The sequence below is a fragment of the Methylococcales bacterium genome, assembly GCA_030949405.1.
Taxonomy (GTDB): domain Bacteria; phylum Pseudomonadota; class Gammaproteobacteria; order Methylococcales; family Methylomonadaceae; genus WTBX01.
The window spans coordinates 43,087-58,518 of sequence record JAUZSN010000002.1; the positions used below are offsets into that span (position 1 = coordinate 43,087).

At 35.9% G+C, this 15,432-nt stretch carries 17 protein-coding genes and 2 pseudogenes; all 19 read left to right on the plus strand.

What is annotated here, in order from left to right; translation table 11 throughout:
• The first annotated feature begins 52 nt into the window (after window positions 1-52).
• The 19 genes and pseudogenes from Q9M50_00245 (at window position 53) to miaA (ending at window position 15,422) form a co-directional block, all read left to right on the plus strand.
• Window positions 53-1,147: a DegT/DnrJ/EryC1/StrS family aminotransferase gene (locus Q9M50_00245; protein ID MDQ7089070.1), complete on the plus strand. Its 1,095-nt coding sequence runs from the start codon at window positions 53-55 to the stop codon at window positions 1,145-1,147.
• Between the two features lie 194 nt (window positions 1,148-1,341).
• Window positions 1,342-2,625: a DEAD/DEAH box helicase gene (locus tag Q9M50_00250; GenBank protein ID MDQ7089071.1), complete on the plus strand. Its 1,284-nt coding sequence runs from the start codon at window positions 1,342-1,344 to the stop codon at window positions 2,623-2,625.
• Window positions 2,626-2,760: 135 nt separating this feature from the next.
• On the plus strand, window positions 2,761-3,870 hold the full coding sequence (locus Q9M50_00255) for a PQQ-dependent sugar dehydrogenase (GenBank protein ID MDQ7089072.1): 1,110 nt from the start codon (window positions 2,761-2,763) through the stop codon (window positions 3,868-3,870).
• Complete coding sequence (locus Q9M50_00260) at window positions 3,867-4,463, plus strand: NUDIX domain-containing protein (GenBank protein MDQ7089073.1); 597 nt, start codon at window positions 3,867-3,869, stop codon at window positions 4,461-4,463. Before Q9M50_00255 ends, Q9M50_00260 begins: the two co-directional genes overlap by 4 nt.
• Before the next feature lie 816 nt (window positions 4,464-5,279).
• The gene (locus Q9M50_00265; GenBank protein MDQ7089074.1) at window positions 5,280-5,558 is read left to right on the plus strand and encodes a hypothetical protein; all 279 of its coding nucleotides are present in this window, start codon (window positions 5,280-5,282) and stop codon (window positions 5,556-5,558) included.
• A 55-nt stretch (window positions 5,559-5,613) separates the two neighbouring features.
• Complete coding sequence (locus Q9M50_00270; GenBank protein ID MDQ7089075.1) at window positions 5,614-6,120, plus strand: hypothetical protein; 507 nt, start codon at window positions 5,614-5,616, stop codon at window positions 6,118-6,120.
• Window positions 6,114-6,581, plus strand: a complete 468-nt coding sequence (locus tag Q9M50_00275; GenBank protein MDQ7089076.1) for a DUF6399 domain-containing protein — start codon at window positions 6,114-6,116, stop codon at window positions 6,579-6,581. Before Q9M50_00270 ends, Q9M50_00275 begins: the two co-directional genes overlap by 7 nt.
• The gene (locus tag Q9M50_00280) at window positions 6,557-6,790 is read left to right on the plus strand and encodes a DUF6399 domain-containing protein (protein MDQ7089077.1); all 234 of its coding nucleotides are present in this window, start codon (window positions 6,557-6,559) and stop codon (window positions 6,788-6,790) included. The genes Q9M50_00275 and Q9M50_00280 overlap by 25 nt, the downstream gene beginning before the upstream one ends.
• Before the next feature lie 509 nt (window positions 6,791-7,299).
• Window positions 7,300-7,818 (plus strand): transposase family protein, encoded by a 519-nt coding sequence (locus Q9M50_00285; protein ID MDQ7089078.1) that lies wholly within the window; start codon window positions 7,300-7,302, stop codon window positions 7,816-7,818.
• Window positions 7,819-7,844: 26 nt separating this feature from the next.
• Window positions 7,845-8,228 (plus strand): transposase family protein, encoded by a 384-nt coding sequence (locus tag Q9M50_00290; GenBank protein MDQ7089079.1) that lies wholly within the window; start codon window positions 7,845-7,847, stop codon window positions 8,226-8,228.
• 545 nt (window positions 8,229-8,773) lie between these two features.
• Complete coding sequence (locus tag Q9M50_00295) at window positions 8,774-9,292, plus strand: transposase family protein (protein MDQ7089080.1); 519 nt, start codon at window positions 8,774-8,776, stop codon at window positions 9,290-9,292.
• A gap of 26 nt (window positions 9,293-9,318) precedes the next feature.
• Window positions 9,319-9,690, plus strand: a complete 372-nt coding sequence (locus Q9M50_00300; protein MDQ7089081.1) for a transposase family protein — start codon at window positions 9,319-9,321, stop codon at window positions 9,688-9,690.
• A 558-nt stretch (window positions 9,691-10,248) separates the two neighbouring features.
• The gene (locus Q9M50_00305) at window positions 10,249-10,380 is read left to right on the plus strand and encodes a hypothetical protein (protein ID MDQ7089082.1); all 132 of its coding nucleotides are present in this window, start codon (window positions 10,249-10,251) and stop codon (window positions 10,378-10,380) included.
• Between the two features lie 57 nt (window positions 10,381-10,437).
• Window positions 10,438-10,752, plus strand: a pseudogene (locus Q9M50_00310) (transposase family protein).
• A 78-nt stretch (window positions 10,753-10,830) separates the two neighbouring features.
• Window positions 10,831-11,175, plus strand: coding sequence for a transposase family protein (locus tag Q9M50_00315; protein MDQ7089083.1), 345 nt, complete (start codon window positions 10,831-10,833; stop codon window positions 11,173-11,175).
• A gap of 22 nt (window positions 11,176-11,197) precedes the next feature.
• Window positions 11,198-11,542 (plus strand): annotated as a pseudogene (locus Q9M50_00320) (HrcA family transcriptional regulator).
• An 84-nt stretch (window positions 11,543-11,626) separates the two neighbouring features.
• Window positions 11,627-12,229 (plus strand): nucleotide exchange factor GrpE, encoded by a 603-nt coding sequence (gene grpE, locus Q9M50_00325; GenBank protein MDQ7089084.1) that lies wholly within the window; start codon window positions 11,627-11,629, stop codon window positions 12,227-12,229.
• 71 nt (window positions 12,230-12,300) lie between these two features.
• The gene (gene dnaK, locus Q9M50_00330; protein ID MDQ7089085.1) at window positions 12,301-14,220 is read left to right on the plus strand and encodes a molecular chaperone DnaK; all 1,920 of its coding nucleotides are present in this window, start codon (window positions 12,301-12,303) and stop codon (window positions 14,218-14,220) included.
• A gap of 287 nt (window positions 14,221-14,507) precedes the next feature.
• Window positions 14,508-15,422, plus strand: coding sequence for a tRNA (adenosine(37)-N6)-dimethylallyltransferase MiaA (gene miaA, locus Q9M50_00335; protein ID MDQ7089086.1), 915 nt, complete (start codon window positions 14,508-14,510; stop codon window positions 15,420-15,422).
• Window positions 15,423-15,432 lie beyond the last annotated feature (10 nt).

Sequence of the window (15,432 nt, forward strand, 5' to 3'; positions counted from 1 at the left end):
CTGCAACCCCTACTTTATTATCGAACACTTTAAAAAACACAAGGTGCTATAAATGATTCCAATGGTAAACCTCAAAGCAAACTATGCTGATATTAAAGATGAAATTGAACAGGGTTTCGCGGAAACACTGACCAACTGTTCATTCATTTTAGGTCCTAATGTACAGGCTTTTGAAAAAGAAGCCGCCGACTATTTAGGGATCAAGCATACCATAGCGGTTGCCTCAGGGACCGATGCTTTGCATCTCGCGTTATTGGCCGCAGGAATTAAAGCGGGGGATGAAGTCATTACAACAGCCTTTACGTTTATTGCAACCGCCGAAGCCATTAAATATGTAGGAGCCACCCCTGTTTTTGTGGATATAGATCCAAAGACATTTAATATAGATCCCTGCGCGATTGAAAAAGCGATTACGCCCAAAACAACAGCGATTATGCCTGTTCATTTATTTGGACAGCCCGCAGATATTAAGGCGATTAAACAGCTCAGTGAGGCGCATGATTTAAAGTTAATAGAAGATTGTGCACAATCATTTGGTGCGACTGTTGAGGGCAAACAAACAGGGTCTGTGGGAGATGTCGCGGGTTATAGTTTTTTTCCCAGTAAAAACTTAGGCGCGTTTGGTGATGGCGGATTGGTGGCTACAAATTCTGATGAAATCGCCGCGAAAATAAAACAATTGCGTAATCATGGCTCAAGCGAGCGTTATTATCATGAAGTGATTGGTTTTAATAGTCGTTTAGATGAATTGCAAGCGGTCGTTTTACGCGTTAAATTAAAACGAATTAATCAATACAATCAAGCTCGTCGTCATAGTGCGCATTTATACTCTCGATTAATGGAAAAATTACCCCTGATAACGCCTTTTGAAGATACGATTGGCAACCATGTCTACCATCAATACACCGTGTTATCCGAACGTCGAGATGAGCTATTAACCGCGTTACAAAATGAAAAAATAGGTTGTGCTATTTATTACCCCGTTCCTTTGCATCAACAAACTGTTTTTAAAGAGGCGTATCAAGGGGTCTCTTTGCCTGTGACCGAACAGGTTTCAGCCCATTGTCTCTCACTGCCTATTTGTGCCAATTTAAAGGATAATGAGGTTATTAAAATAACCGAAATTATTAAAAATTTGTGGCATTAATTGTTTAACAAGCGTATTTGAGATTAAAATTTTAATTAAGGAATAAGCGATTAATAACCGCTGTCATCCCGCTTACAATCGGATTTTGACGGTTATTAAAAGATGCGTCCTAAGAAACACGGTTTCTGTCTAGGGATTCAAAATAATGAATGTCTGGTCCTAACAACCTAATTTAACAAAATGAGATAGTTTATATGAGTTTTACCGCTTTAGATTTATCCCCCGAAATTTTAAAAGCCATTGCAGAGCAAGGGTATGAAACCCCAACGCCCATACAGCAACAAGCCATTCCCGCGATATTAACAGGGCGAGATGTCATGGCTGCAGCACAAACAGGAACAGGAAAAACTGCAGGTTTTACGCTGCCGTTATTAGAACAACTTTCAAAAGGTAAACCCGCTCATGCTAATCAAGTTAGGGCATTAGTGTTAACCCCGACGCGTGAACTTGCCGCTCAAGTTGAAGAAAGTATTCGCCTTTATGGTAAATATTTACCCTTACGTTCAGCTGTTGTTTTTGGTGGCGTGAAGATAAATCCTCAAATGATGCGGTTACGTCAAGGGGTGGATATATTAGTGGCAACACCAGGGCGTTTACTTGATTTGTATAATCAAAATGCGATGAAATTTAAAGAATTAGACGTATTGATTTTAGATGAAGCGGATCGAATGCTTGATATGGGTTTTATCCATGATATTCGTAAAATATTGGCTTTATTGCCTAAGCAACGTCAAAATTTATTATTTTCAGCCACCTTCTCGGATGAAATTCGTCGTTTAGCGAAAGGGTTTGTACATAATCCCGTTGAAATTGCGGTTAACCCGCAAGAAACCACGGTTAATACAGTTAAGCAATGGATTTATCCTGTTGATAAAAAGCAAAAAATCGCATTACTGATTCATTTGGTTAAAGTCAATAAATGGGAGCAGGTTTTAGTTTTTAGTCGAACTAAACATGGGGCAAATAAACTAACCCGAGTTTTAGAAACGGCGGGAATTAAAGCGGCGGCGATTCATGGCAATAAAAGCCAAGGGGCGCGGACAAAAGCATTAGCCAGTTTTAAACGAGGCGATATTAAAGTGTTGGTGGCAACGGATATTGCCGCCCGTGGATTAGATATTGATCAACTTCCTAACGTGGTGAATTTTGATTTACCGAATGTCCCCGAGGATTATGTTCATCGTATAGGACGTACAGGACGGGCAGGGTCAGAAGGCCAAGCTATTTCACTGGTCAGTGCCGATGAATTTAAACAGCTCTCAGATATTGAGCGTCTCATAAAATCATTATTAACCCGTGAAATAATGGATGGTTTTGAACCTACTCATACGGTGCCTGAATCTCGGTTAGATGTGCGGTCTCATCAGCCTAAAAAGCCTAAAAAACCCAGAGTAGATCATCGGGACGGGCAGCGTTCAGGAGCTAAGGCTAATACAAATCAATCCCGTGGCCGAGGACGTAACTCAACAAATCGTTAGGGTGTGAAATAAATGATTCTAAGAGGGTTAATCGGGGTTGTTGATTAGGCGGTCTGCTTTTTATTTGCAATTTAAATTGGAACCCAGTCGGGTTTACTATGGACTGGGTCTTAACACAGCGAAGGTTTTAGTATGATGAAAATTTCAAAATTAGGATTGATTGGTTTATGGCTCATTAACCCTGTTTTAGCGGATGATTCGCAGCAATCAGTATTAAAGCAATTGAGCGTTCCCGATGGGTTTACGCTGTCTATTTTTGCTCAAAATGTCCCTAATGCCCGAACGTTGGCTTTAGGTGATAATGGGGTCGTTTATGTAGGTACGCGTCAACAAGGCAGTGTTTACGCGCTCCAAGATAGTAATAATGATGGCGTTGCGGATAAAAAGTATACGTTGGCAACCGATTTATATATGCCGAATGGCGTGGCTTATAAAAATGGCACGTTATATGTTGCCCAACCGCATCGCATTATTCAATTTAAAAATATAGGTAAGCAGTTAGCTCATCCCCCGAAACCGAGTATTGTTTATGAGGACTTACCTGCGGATAAACGACATGGGTGGAAATATTTACGCATCGGTGACGATAATAAATTATATTCAGCCGTGGGTGCGCCGTGCAATAGCTGTGAATCGGAGAAAGCAATTTACGGAACGTTATTTCGAGTCAATACCGATGGCAGTGAGTTTGAGATCATTGCATCAGGCGTTCGTAATTCAGTGGGATTTGATTGGCATCCCACCACAAAATCACTTTTTTTCACTGAAAATGGACGGGATAATTTAGGGGATGATACGCCGCCTGATGAATTAAATTTATGGACTGAAAAAGGACAAAATTTTGGCTTTCCTTATTGCTATGGGGATGCCATTTTAGACCCTAAATTAGGCGGTGAAAAAGACTGTGCAAGGTTTCAACCGCCTGCGTGGAAATTTAAAGCTCATAATGCCCCTTTAGGAATGCGTTTTTATCGAGGCAATCAATTTCCTAAACCCTATCAACATCAACTCTTTGTTGCTCAACATGGTTCATGGAATCGCTCAATACCTGATGGCTATCGTATTGCCTTAGTTACCTTTAAAAATGGACAGCCTATTTCAGAAAAGACATTTATTTCAGGTTGGTTAACCGATGATAAAAAGGTCTTAGGTCGTCCAACTGATATTTTAGAAATGGACGATGGGAGCCTATTAATTACGGATGATAAGCAAGGTTTAATTTATAAGGTAACGTACTCAAAATGACCCCCGATTATAAAATACTGTCCCAAGAAACGGTCTATGATGGTTTCTTTAAACTTGAACGTTATCACTTAAAGCATACGTTGTTTAATGGGGGCTGGAGTCAACCCTTACAACGAGAACTATTTCGTCGAAGTGATTGTGTGGGTGTTTTACTTTATGACCCGAAACGAGATGAAGTCGTTTTATTAGAGCAATTTCGCGTGGGGCCAATGGTTCACATGTCACGCCCTTGGTTACTGGAAATTGTGGCAGGCGGTATTGAAGCGGGAGAAACCAAAGAAGAGGTTGCCCATCGTGAAGCTTATGAAGAAGCGGGCTGTAAAATTGAAGCCTTAATGCTTATTAATGAATTTTATACCTCACCTGGCGGCTCCTCTGAATTACTAAGCTTATATTGTGGTAAAGTTGATAGTTCAGGGATTGGCGGGATTCATGGGTTAGAAGAAGAATCGGAAGATATATCAGTAACCACCGTTAGTTTCGATGAGGTTTATCAATTATTAGAGCGAGGCGAAATTAAGTCAGGTATTCCGATTATCGCTATTCAGTGGCTGGCCTTAAATCGCGATAAACTAAGAGCGCAATGGTTATAAATTAATAAAATAACTTGAGCCCTGTATAAAAATAAGGACTAAGATTGGACGGTTTTTTAATGCGTTAGCCCCAAATTAACGTGGAAAAGGCGATCATTTTTTTGGAAGAAACATGGAAAAGTTGACATTAAAATATCAAAAAAATCATTGTTAGTTTGATTTTGGCGTATAAAGTAATTGATGCCACATAGAGGGTAAGCTATGTGAATAGGAAGGTATTCGTATTGTACGCGAACGTAAGTATTAATAATGAACCCTAGTTATGTCATGAAAATAGGCGGTTATTAAGCCCCCTTTACTTAGACTTAAGTCATCAATAAAATGCTAATTTTTTTAATTATTTTTTGTAATATAGTCTCTATTTTTCATCAATAATATGCGCAAAATAGAGGCTATATGCGTGTCAGGCAGTGAATGGCTATTTTTGTTTGAAAATTAGGTGAGGCTAATAATGCCTCACCTAATAAATTACATGATAATATTTTTTACAAAGAATAATTACACTAATGACGGCATATCAATTATTAGAAAACTAATAACGAATATTGAAAATGTTAAGGGTATTATAAAAGACGTATCAATTATAATCTTATCATAATCTTCAATAATATTTTCTGTATGGATAGGCTACCAACTTAAGACGGGACAAAATAAAGAACTAACTGCGATATTCTTGTATCATAGGTTAATGACTAAAAAAACAGAACAACACAGAAAATACGCGCAGCTAGTCACGCAATTATCGCTGAAATTACAACAACAGGCAAGCAAACTGTTCGTAACTTAGCTTCAATTGTTGGTCGCTCAAAAAGCAGTGTGCATCGTCATCGTCAAGCGCAAACAAAGCGAAATCGACATCCTGAATCATCATTATGGGAAACCGAGGCAGGTAGTTCTTGGCAAAGATTAATGGTGTTTTCCGCCTTGTATGTCTTTGGATTAAAGGCAGGCGTAGGTGCAGAGACTTTATCGCTGTTTTTTAAAATGATACGGATTGACACCCATGTGGGCGTATCACCCGACGCACTGCGGACTCAAATCAATAAAATGGAAGTCTTATTGCCGCAGTTTCAGCAAGAATGCGAAAAAGTGTGAAAAAACAAACACGTAAAGTTGTTGCTGGGCTGGATGAGACTTTTTCGGCAACTTTATGATTTTAGTTTTAATGGACTTACGTTCTGGCTATCTTTTGTTGGAAGATATTAGCGATGATAGGTGCTACGATACTTGGTATAAAAAGGTTTCGCCACGATTAGAATCATTAGGCATTGAGGTTAATCATGCGATTAGTGATCGCGCTAAGGCGTTGATAAAAATGGCAGTGACGGGGTTTAAGTGCGAATCGGGGGCAGATATTTTTCATGCTCAACAAGATATGAGTCGCTGGTTAGGCGCGAAAATCGGCAGGCGTGCAGCAAGGGCTGAAAAACAGCGGCAAGCAGCGCAAACCGCAGAGTCTACTGTTTCTAAAACGGCAACGATGCAGAAAATTATTGGACTTAAAACAACACGGATAACGGCTGAAAAAGAGCTTGAAGAAGCCAAAAAATACAAACAGATTATCACGAAAACTTACAAGGGATTGCGGATGAAGTTCATCCTTTTTCACTCAATGATAGTCGTAGAAACGATGCGGAACAGGTTGAGAAGTTGCTAGAGTTAAGAGCGCGAGCCTTTGAAAAAATAGCGGAAAAACAAGGGATTAACGATCATAAAGGCGTGATGAAAAAGTTTCGTAATCAAATAAAACCGTTAGCGGTATCCATCAGTTTTTGGTGGCTTTGGGTACGCGAAACCTTGCAAAATTTGGGGCTTGATGCGGATACCGAATATTGGTTGACCACAACATTATTACCCGTTGTTTATTGGCATCAGAAAATGGAACAAACTAAAAGCCGCAGGTCAAAGGAAAACTATCGAAAAGCTTGGGAAACCGCGTCTGATAAGCTCAAATCAGACCCATTTAGTGCAAAGTTATCAATCAGTGAAATGCAGCGATGGCTAACATTGGCGGAGCATATGGCAAGGCAGTTTCAACGCAGTTCATCTGCGGTGGAAGGGCGAAATGGCTGTTTATCGCAAATGTATCGCAAATGTATCGCAATGGGCGAGGTTTGAATAAAAAGCGATTAAACGCGTTGACGGTCATTCATAACTACGGAATCAAACGTGAGGATGGCACAACCGCCGCCATGCGTTTATTTGATACCGAGTTTCCAGACTTGTTTTCATGGCTACTGAATGAAATGGGCGAGTTACCGCTTCCTAGAAATAGTCGAAAGCGTGTGTTTTCTAACCCTTTGAAATTGCTGGATGTCCCGTCTTAAATTGGTAGCCTATGGATATGATGCCTAACAATACCAAGAAAACCTTTGTAAATAATAACATGATCATGATCTTCAAAATCATTAATATCACCTGAAAAAGTTCTCCCATTAAATGTTTTAACAACACGGCTTCTTTTTAATGGATACATACTTCTCCCAATAAAATAAAATTATGCCGTTTCTATTATCCTTATAAAAAAATATTTATCAATACTTTAATCGTTAGATAATTTAAAAAATAGGCATAATCTTATTGCTTTATAGTTTATAAAGGCGATTAAATTAGTATGCTAGATTTTATACTAGGTCATGATGACCTTAAACCTAAAACATTATTTATTAGACTTGTTCTTCTAAATAAAATATATTAAAATCAATTGCTTATATATACTTGATAACATTCACAATCAGTTGATACAGCCTAATAAATAAACTTTAAATTAAATTATTAAAAATAATAAATAAGCTTTATAATAAATTTCTATAAAAAATAAAAATCAAAGTATAACATGAAAATAAAAGAAATTTTACCAAGAATTTATGATGATAGACAGTTAAGAGCTTTAACAGGATTAAAAACAGAACATTTTATTTTACTATTATCTCTATTTGAAAAGACCCTTATTGAAGATCAAAAAGAAAAACATGAAAATAAAGAAAGAAAATACGGTAGTGGTTTAGATAGCACATTAAAAACACCCGCAGACAAATTATTATTTATATTAAATTATATGAAGTGCTATTCTACTTTCGATCACTTAGGGTTTTCTTTTAATATGAATAAATCATGCGCCCATACTCATGTATACAAATTATTTCCAATTTTAATAAAGACGTTAGATATATTTAATGTTTTACCTGCAACAAGTTTTTCAACCCCTGAAGAAATGCAGCAGGCTTTTGGCGGAGTTCAAACATTGATAATAGATACTACAGAGCTTGCTGTACAACGCCCTAGTGACTATGAAGAACAAAATGAATTTTACAGTGGTAAAAAAAACAGCATACAATTAAAAATACCACTATAGCTTCTTTAGGTCATTTAATTTTATATATTGGGGTTAGTTTTCCAGGTAAAAATCATGATTATGGAATGTTTAAAAAAGAATTTAATCCAGAATTAAATTGGTTTAGTAATTTTAATATATTTATTGATTTAGGTTATTTGGGGTTTAATAATGAATATAAAACTAATTCGGTAAATATTCCTCATAAAAAACCAAATAAATCTAAGCATAATCCAAACCCAACATTAACTGAAAAACAAAAAAAAGAAAACAAAGAGATGAGTCGTGAAAGAGTCATTGTTGAGCATGTAATCGGTGGAATGAAAAGATATAGATGCCTAGTTGACAAGTTTAGAAATAAAAAAGAAGGTGTAAAAGATTTATTTTCTTTTTTAGCGGCTATCCTATGGAATTTTAACATGATATATTAACTTCTTCTTAAAGAACAAGTCTATTGAGTTTAAATAGAAAATTAACCTATAAAAAAACTCTGTTTTTGTTAGTGTTGTTAACGCGTCTCTATAAAATTTAATATTGACAGAAAGTAAGCAAGCTGATAATTTTGAAGGATGGCAGTCTTTTGTTTGAGTGCTAATTTATAATCAAAGGATTAATGTGACGAAGACGTCCCATTTAAATGACCGTTCATCAATACTTCGGACAGTTTTTGTAACCCATTGATTTTAAAAATAATTTAGCAACACATCTCGTAAATGTAAAACCCTTTAAAATCAATACCTTATAGAATTAAGACCGCTACCTTTTTTAAAACTGTCCGAAGTATTGCTTTGATAAACAAACTAATAATAGACTTGTTCTTCTAAATAAAATATATTAAAATCAATTGCTTATATATACTTGATAACACTCACAATCAGTTGATACAGCCTAATAAATAAACTTTAAATTAAATTATTAAAAATAATAAATAAGCTTTATAATAAATTTCTATAAAAAATAAAAATCAAAGTATAACATGAAAATAAAAGAAATTTTACCAAGAATTTATGATGATAGACAGTTAAGAGCTTTAACAGGATTAAAAACAGAACATTTTATTTTACTATTATCTCTATTTGAAAAGACCCTTATTGAAGATCAAAAAGAAAAACATGAAAATAAAGAAAGAAAATACGGTAGTGGTTTAGATAGCACATTAAAAACACCCGCAGACAAATTATTATTTATATTAAATTATATGAAGTGCTATTCTACTTTCGATCACTTAGGGTTTTCTTTTAATATGAATAAATCATGCGCTCATACTCATGTATACAAATTATTTCCAATTTTAATAAAGACGTTAGATATATTTAATGTTTTACCTGCAACAAGTTTTTCAACCCCTGAAGAAATGCAGCAGGCTTTTGGCGGAGTTCAAACATTGATAATAGATACTACAGAGCTTGCTGTACAACGCCCTAGTGACTATGAAGAACAAAATGAATTTTACAGTGGTAAAAAAAACAGCATACAATTAAAAATACCACTATAGCTTCTTTAGGTCATTTAATTTTATATATTGGGGTTAGTTTTCCAGGTAAAAATCATGATTATGGAATGTTTAAAAAAGAATTTAATCCAGAATTAAATTGGTTTAGTAATTTTAATATATTTATTGATTTAGGTTATTTGGGGTTTAATAATGAATATAAAACTAATTCGGTAAATATTCCTCATAAAAAACCAAATAAATCTAAGCATAATCCAAACCCAACATTAACTGAAAAACAAAAAAAAGAAAACAAAGAGATGAGTCGTGAAAGAGTCATTGTTGAGCATGTAATCGGTGGAATGAAAAGATATAGATGTCTAGTTGACAAGTTTAGAAATAAAAAAGAAGGTGTAAAAGATTTATTTTCTTTTTTTAGCGGCTATCCTATGGAATTTTAACATGATATATTAACTTCTTCTTAAAGAACAAGTCTATTGAGTTTAAATAGAAAATTAACCTATAAAAAAACTCTGTTTTTGTTAGTGTTGTTAACGCGTCTCTATAAAATTTAATATTGACAGAAAGTAAGCAAGCTGATAATTTTGAAGGATGGCAGTCTTTTGTTTGAGTGCTAATTTATAATCAAAGGATTAATGTGACGAAGACGTCCCATTTAAATGACCGTTCATCAATACTTCGGACAGTTTTTGTAACCCATTGATTTTAAAAATAATTTAGCAACACATCTCGTAAATGTAAAACCCTTTAAAATCAATACCTTATAGAATTAAGACCGCTACCTTTTTTAAAACTGTCCGAAGTATTGCTTTGATAAACAAACTAATAATAGACTTGTTCTTCTAAATAAAATATATTAAAATCAATTGCTTATATATACTTGATAACACTCACAATCAGTTGATACAGCCTAATAAATAAACTTTAAATTAAATTATTAAAAATAATAAATAAGCTTTATAATAAATTTCTATAAAAAATAAAAATCAAAGTATAACATGAAAATAAAAGAAATTTTACCAAGAATTTATGATGATAGACAGTTAAGAGCTTTAACAGGATTAAAAACAGAACATTTTATTTTACTATTATCTCTATTTGAAAAGACCCTTATTGAAGATCAAAAATAAAAACATGAAAATAAAGAAAGAAAATACGGTAGTGGTTTAGATAGCACATTAAAAACACCCGCAGACAAATTATTATTTATATTAAATTATATGAAGTGCTATTCTACTTTCGATCACTTAGGGTTTTCTTTTAATATGAATAAATCATGCGCTCATACTCATGTATACAAATTATTTCCAATTTTAATAAAGACGTTAGATATATTTAATGTTTTACCTGCAACAAGTTTTTCAACCCCTGAAGAAATGCAGCAGGCTTTTGGCGGAGTTCAAACATTGATAATAGATACTACAGAGCTTGCTGTACAACGCCCTAGTGACTATGAAGAACAAAATGAATTTTACAGTGGTAAAAAAACAGCATACAATTAAAAATACCACTATAGCTTCTTTAGGTCATTTAATTTTATATATTGGGGTTAGTTTTCCGGTAAAAATCATGATTATGGAATGTTTAAAAAAGAATTTAATCCAGAATTAAATTGGTTTAGTAATTTTAATATATTTATTGATTTAGGTTATTTGGGGTTTAATAATGAATATAAAACTAATTCGGTAAATATTCCTCATAAAAAACCAAATAAATCTAAGCATAATCCAAACCCAACATTAACTGAAAAACAAAAAAAAGAAAACAAAGAGATGAGTCGTGAAAGAGTCATTGTTGAGCATGTAATCGGTGGAATGAAAAGATATAGATGTCTAGTTGACAAGTTTAGAAATAAAAAAGAAGGTGTAAAAGATTTATTTTCTTTTTTAGCGGCTATCCTATGGAATTTTAACATGATATATTAACTTCTTCTTAAAGAACAAGTCTAATGATTATGTACTCAGCGGTGAAACTAATTTAATGGAATTTTCCGACTTATCGGATATGGATCATCTTAAGCAATTGTTTGATGCCTTTGGACAAAAGCGTAGCGTGATTCACTTACTGGATCAATGCCTTGAAGCGGATGGCGTACAGATTTTTATTGGTGAAGAATCAGGCTATGAGGCTTTTCAACAATGCAGTTTAGTTACGGCTCCTTATTCAGTTAATGATGAAGTTGTTGGCGTTTTAGGGGTTATTGGCCCGACTCGAATGGCTTATGAAAAAATTATTCCCTATGTGGATGTGACCGCAAAATTATTAGGGGCAGCCTTGAATTCCAAATCATAGACCCTCATCTCACCTTGCAAATATTTTATTAATGCATTTTGCATTTAATCTTTAGATACCTAGCTAGTTTGGAGCTTTAAAATTATGAGTAATGAGCAGGAAAACCCCGATTCTCAAGAAGAAATTGACCTTGAAACCCCAGCCCCTGTTATTAATGAAGCCTTGGCGGAAGCACTTGAGGATATTGATGTTGTTGATGGAATTACAATAGAAGAATTACAAAAAAAGTTAGTCGCATCGGAACAAAAAGCGACCGAGCATTTAGATAAATCGCTGCGTATACAAGCTGAAATGGAAAATTTAAAACGCAGAACACAAAAAGATTTAGAGAATGCACATAAGTTTGCTTTAGATAAATTTTCTAAAGAATTATTACCTGTGATTGATAGCTTAGAGCTCGGCTTACAAGCAATCATAGGGGAGAGTGATGAAACTAAAAAAATTCGTGAAGGTTATGAATTAACGCTAAAACAATTTGAATCGGTCTTTATTAAGTTTAATATTGAAAAAATTGATCCAACAGGGGAAAGCTTTGATCCTGAGCTTCATCAGGCGATGGCGATGCAACCCTCTGAAGAAGCTGAACCGAATACTGTATTAAATGTATTTCAAAAAGGTTATAGCTTAAATGGTCGTTTAATTCGTCCTGCGATGGTTGTCGTTGCTAAGGCCGCTGAAAAAGCTTGAAATTAAAATAGACAACCCCATATCGCAAACAACTTTAAAATTATTTATAAACAACCACTTTGGAGAAATCAATGGGTAAAATGATCGGTATTGACTTAGGAACGACTAACTCCTGTGTTGCCGTCTTGGAAAACGGAACGGCGCGTGTCATTGAAAATAGTGAAGGCGCAAGAACGACTCCCTCTATTATTGCTTTTACTGCAGATGATGAAGTGTTAGTAGGGCAGTCGGCTAAACGTCAAGCTGTCACAAATCCTGAAAATACATTATTTGCGATTAAACGTTTAATTGGTCGTCGATTTAAAGAAAAAGTCGTCCAAAAAGACATTAAAATGGTGCCTTACAACATCATTGAAGCTGAAAATGGGGATGCTTGGGTTGAATGTCATGGTAATAAAATGGCAGCACCCGAGATTTCTTCACGGGTCTTGATGAAATTAAAAAAAGATGCTGAAGCCTTTTTAGGTGAAAGTGTTACCGAAGCGGTTATTACGGTTCCTGCGTATTTTAACGATTCGCAACGTCAAGCAACGAAAGATGCAGGGCGGATTGCAGGCTTAGACGTTAAACGTATTATTAATGAGCCAACAGCAGCGGCATTAGCCTATGGAATGGATAAGCCTAAAGGCGATACAACCATTGCTGTTTATGATTTGGGTGGCGGCACGTTTGATGTTTCCATTATTGAAATCGCTGAAATTGAAGGGGAACATCAATTTGAAGTATTAGCCACGAATGGGGATACCTTTTTAGGCGGCGAAGATTTTGATTTGCGTATCATTGACTTTTTAGCGGACGAGTTTAAAAAAGAGCAAGGGATTGATTTACATAATGATCCTCTAGCCTTACAGCGTTTAAAAGAAGCGGCTGAAAAAGCAAAAATTGAATTATCCTCTACGGAACAAACCGATATTAATTTACCGTATGTGACGGCGGATGCTTCAGGTCCTAAACATTTAAACGTTAAATTAACACGGGCTAAATTAGAATCCTTAGTGGGTGATTTGATTGAGCGAACTAAAAATCCGTGTCAAATGGCCTTAAAGGATGCGGGTTTGTCCGCTTCTGAGATTAATGAAGTTATTTTAGTCGGCGGTCAAACACGGATGCCTAAAGTTCAGGCGTTAGTTGAAAGTTTCTTTGGTAAAGAACCGCGTAAAGATGTGAATGCTGATGAAGCGGTTGCTTTAGGGGCTGCGATTCAAGCGGGTGTTTTAGGGGGCGATGTTACGGATGTCTTGTTATTAGACGTTACTCCCTTATCTCTAGGTATTGAGACAATGGGCGGAGTGATGACTAAGTTAATCGAAAAAAATACGACTATTCCTACGAATGCGTCACAAACTTTTTCAACAGCAGAAGATAACCAAACTGCGGTAACGGTTCATGTCTTACAAGGTGAGCGTGAAGTGGCAACGGGTAATAAATCGCTGGGTCGTTTTGATTTGCAAGATATTCCACCTGCACGTCGAGGAACGCCTCAAATTGAAGTCGCCTTTGATATTGATGCGAATGGTATTTTAAATGTCTCTGCGAAAGATAAAGCCACAGGCAAAGAGCAATCTATCATTATTAAAGCCTCGAGTGGGTTATCGGATGAAGAAGTGGATCGTATGGTTAAAGATGCGGAGGCTCATGCTGATGAAGATCGTAAAATTACGGAATTAGTCACTGCGCGTAATAGTGCGGAAGGGATGATTAATGCCACTGAAAAATCTGTTGAAGAATTAGGCGACAAAGTGGATGCAGATGAAAAAGCCTCCATTGATTCGGCGGTTGACGCATTGAAAGAAGCCATTAAAGGCGATGACAAGGATGACATTGAAGCTAAAACAACGGCGTTAACTGAATTGTCTGGTAAATTAGCTGAAAAAGTCTATGCAGAACAAGCAGCCGCTGGTGGTGAAGCTCCTACTGGAGGTGAAGAGGCTTCAACTGCACCCGATGATGATGCTTTAGATGCTGAGTTTGAAGAAGTTAAGAAAGACTAATTTAAATTAGTTTAATTGAGCAAACCTTCGAGGTTTTTGAAAATCTCGGAGGTTTTTTTACTTATGATTTAAAGAAATTATAAGAATGGCGTGAAAAAATAAGTTTTTTTGCGTTACACTGAAATAAATGAACCGCATCAAATAGATTTTTTTCGTCGATTAATGGATAAATGTGAACGATCACACCGTAAACGTAGGAAGAATAGAGGGGCTAAATGTACTCCCTTTCCTAAAAATTTCACAGTACGCTTATCATGAAAAATAAGTTGCCGCCTGCTCTATTGATAATGGGACCGACTGCTTCGGGGAAAAGTGCCTTAGCGATACAACTTGCCCATCATTTAAAGACTGAAATTATTAGTGTTGATTCGGCCTTGGTTTTTAAAGGGATGGATATTGGGACTGCAAAGCCTACATGCAAAGAACGTGAAGGCATTACGCATCATCTAATTGATATTATTGATCCGAGTGAACATTTTTCAACAGGCCAGTTTAGAAAACAAGCCTTAGAGCTAATGGCAGAGATCACAGCTCGTGGGAAAATACCCCTTTTAGTGGGGGGAACGATGTTATATTTTAAAGCGTTAACGCAAGGGATGGCCGAATTACCTACTGCGAATCCTGAGATTAGAAAACAACTCGATCATGAGCTGGCTGTTTTAGGAAAACAGGCTTTACATCAGCGATTGATAGCGGTTGATCCTGAATCTGCGGCACGTATTCATCCTAATGATCCACAGCGTATACAACGTGCTTTAGAAGTTCATCAGATCAGTGGCAAACCGTTGAGTCTTTTTTTTAAAGAATCACAGTCTAATGCGTTTCCTTATCACCCTTTAAAAATAAAAGTGGCTCCAGATAATCGCCCCTTATTGCATCAGGTGATTGCACAGCGGTTTCACAGCATGTTAGAACAAGGATTGATTGCGGAGGTTGAAAAATTGTATCAACGGCCTGATTTAAATGAAACATTGCCTGCTATTCGTGCCGTAGGTTATCGGCAAGTTTGGGCGTACTTAAAAGGCGATGATGATCGTGCATTAATGACCGAAAAAGCAATTATTGCGACACGACAACTCGCAAAGCGGCAGTTTACATGGCTAAGAAAAGAAGTGGATGCTAAATCCTTTGTTTCGGCTGATCCGTATTTATTTGAGAACGTTTCAAATGAAATTAACCTTTTTTTAAGTAATATGAAATAATCAAGGCTTA

What these genes read in the sequence shown, in the direction of transcription:
- Q9M50_00245 (MDQ7089070.1), top strand. Translation starts at nt 53, where the DNA reads ATGATTCCAATGGTAAACCTCAAAGCAAACTATGCTGATATTAAAGAT.
- Q9M50_00250 (MDQ7089071.1), top strand. Translation starts at nt 1,342, where the DNA reads ATGAGTTTTACCGCTTTAGATTTATCCCCCGAAATTTTAAAAGCCATT.
- Q9M50_00255 (MDQ7089072.1), top strand. Translation starts at nt 2,761, where the DNA reads ATGAAAATTTCAAAATTAGGATTGATTGGTTTATGGCTCATTAACCCT.
- Q9M50_00260 (MDQ7089073.1), top strand. Translation starts at nt 3,867, where the DNA reads ATGACCCCCGATTATAAAATACTGTCCCAAGAAACGGTCTATGATGGT.
- Q9M50_00270 (MDQ7089075.1), top strand. Translation starts at nt 5,614, where the DNA reads ATGATTTTAGTTTTAATGGACTTACGTTCTGGCTATCTTTTGTTGGAA.
- Q9M50_00280 (MDQ7089077.1), top strand. Translation starts at nt 6,557, where the DNA reads ATGTATCGCAATGGGCGAGGTTTGAATAAAAAGCGATTAAACGCGTTG.
- Q9M50_00285 (MDQ7089078.1), top strand. Translation starts at nt 7,300, where the DNA reads ATGAAAATAAAAGAAATTTTACCAAGAATTTATGATGATAGACAGTTA.
- Q9M50_00295 (MDQ7089080.1), top strand. Translation starts at nt 8,774, where the DNA reads ATGAAAATAAAAGAAATTTTACCAAGAATTTATGATGATAGACAGTTA.
- Q9M50_00305 (MDQ7089082.1), top strand. Translation starts at nt 10,249, where the DNA reads ATGAAAATAAAAGAAATTTTACCAAGAATTTATGATGATAGACAGTTA.
- Q9M50_00315 (MDQ7089083.1), top strand. Translation starts at nt 10,831, where the DNA reads ATGTTTAAAAAAGAATTTAATCCAGAATTAAATTGGTTTAGTAATTTT.
- grpE (MDQ7089084.1), top strand. Translation starts at nt 11,627, where the DNA reads ATGAGTAATGAGCAGGAAAACCCCGATTCTCAAGAAGAAATTGACCTT.
- dnaK (MDQ7089085.1), top strand. Translation starts at nt 12,301, where the DNA reads ATGGGTAAAATGATCGGTATTGACTTAGGAACGACTAACTCCTGTGTT.
- miaA (MDQ7089086.1), top strand. Translation starts at nt 14,508, where the DNA reads ATGGGACCGACTGCTTCGGGGAAAAGTGCCTTAGCGATACAACTTGCC.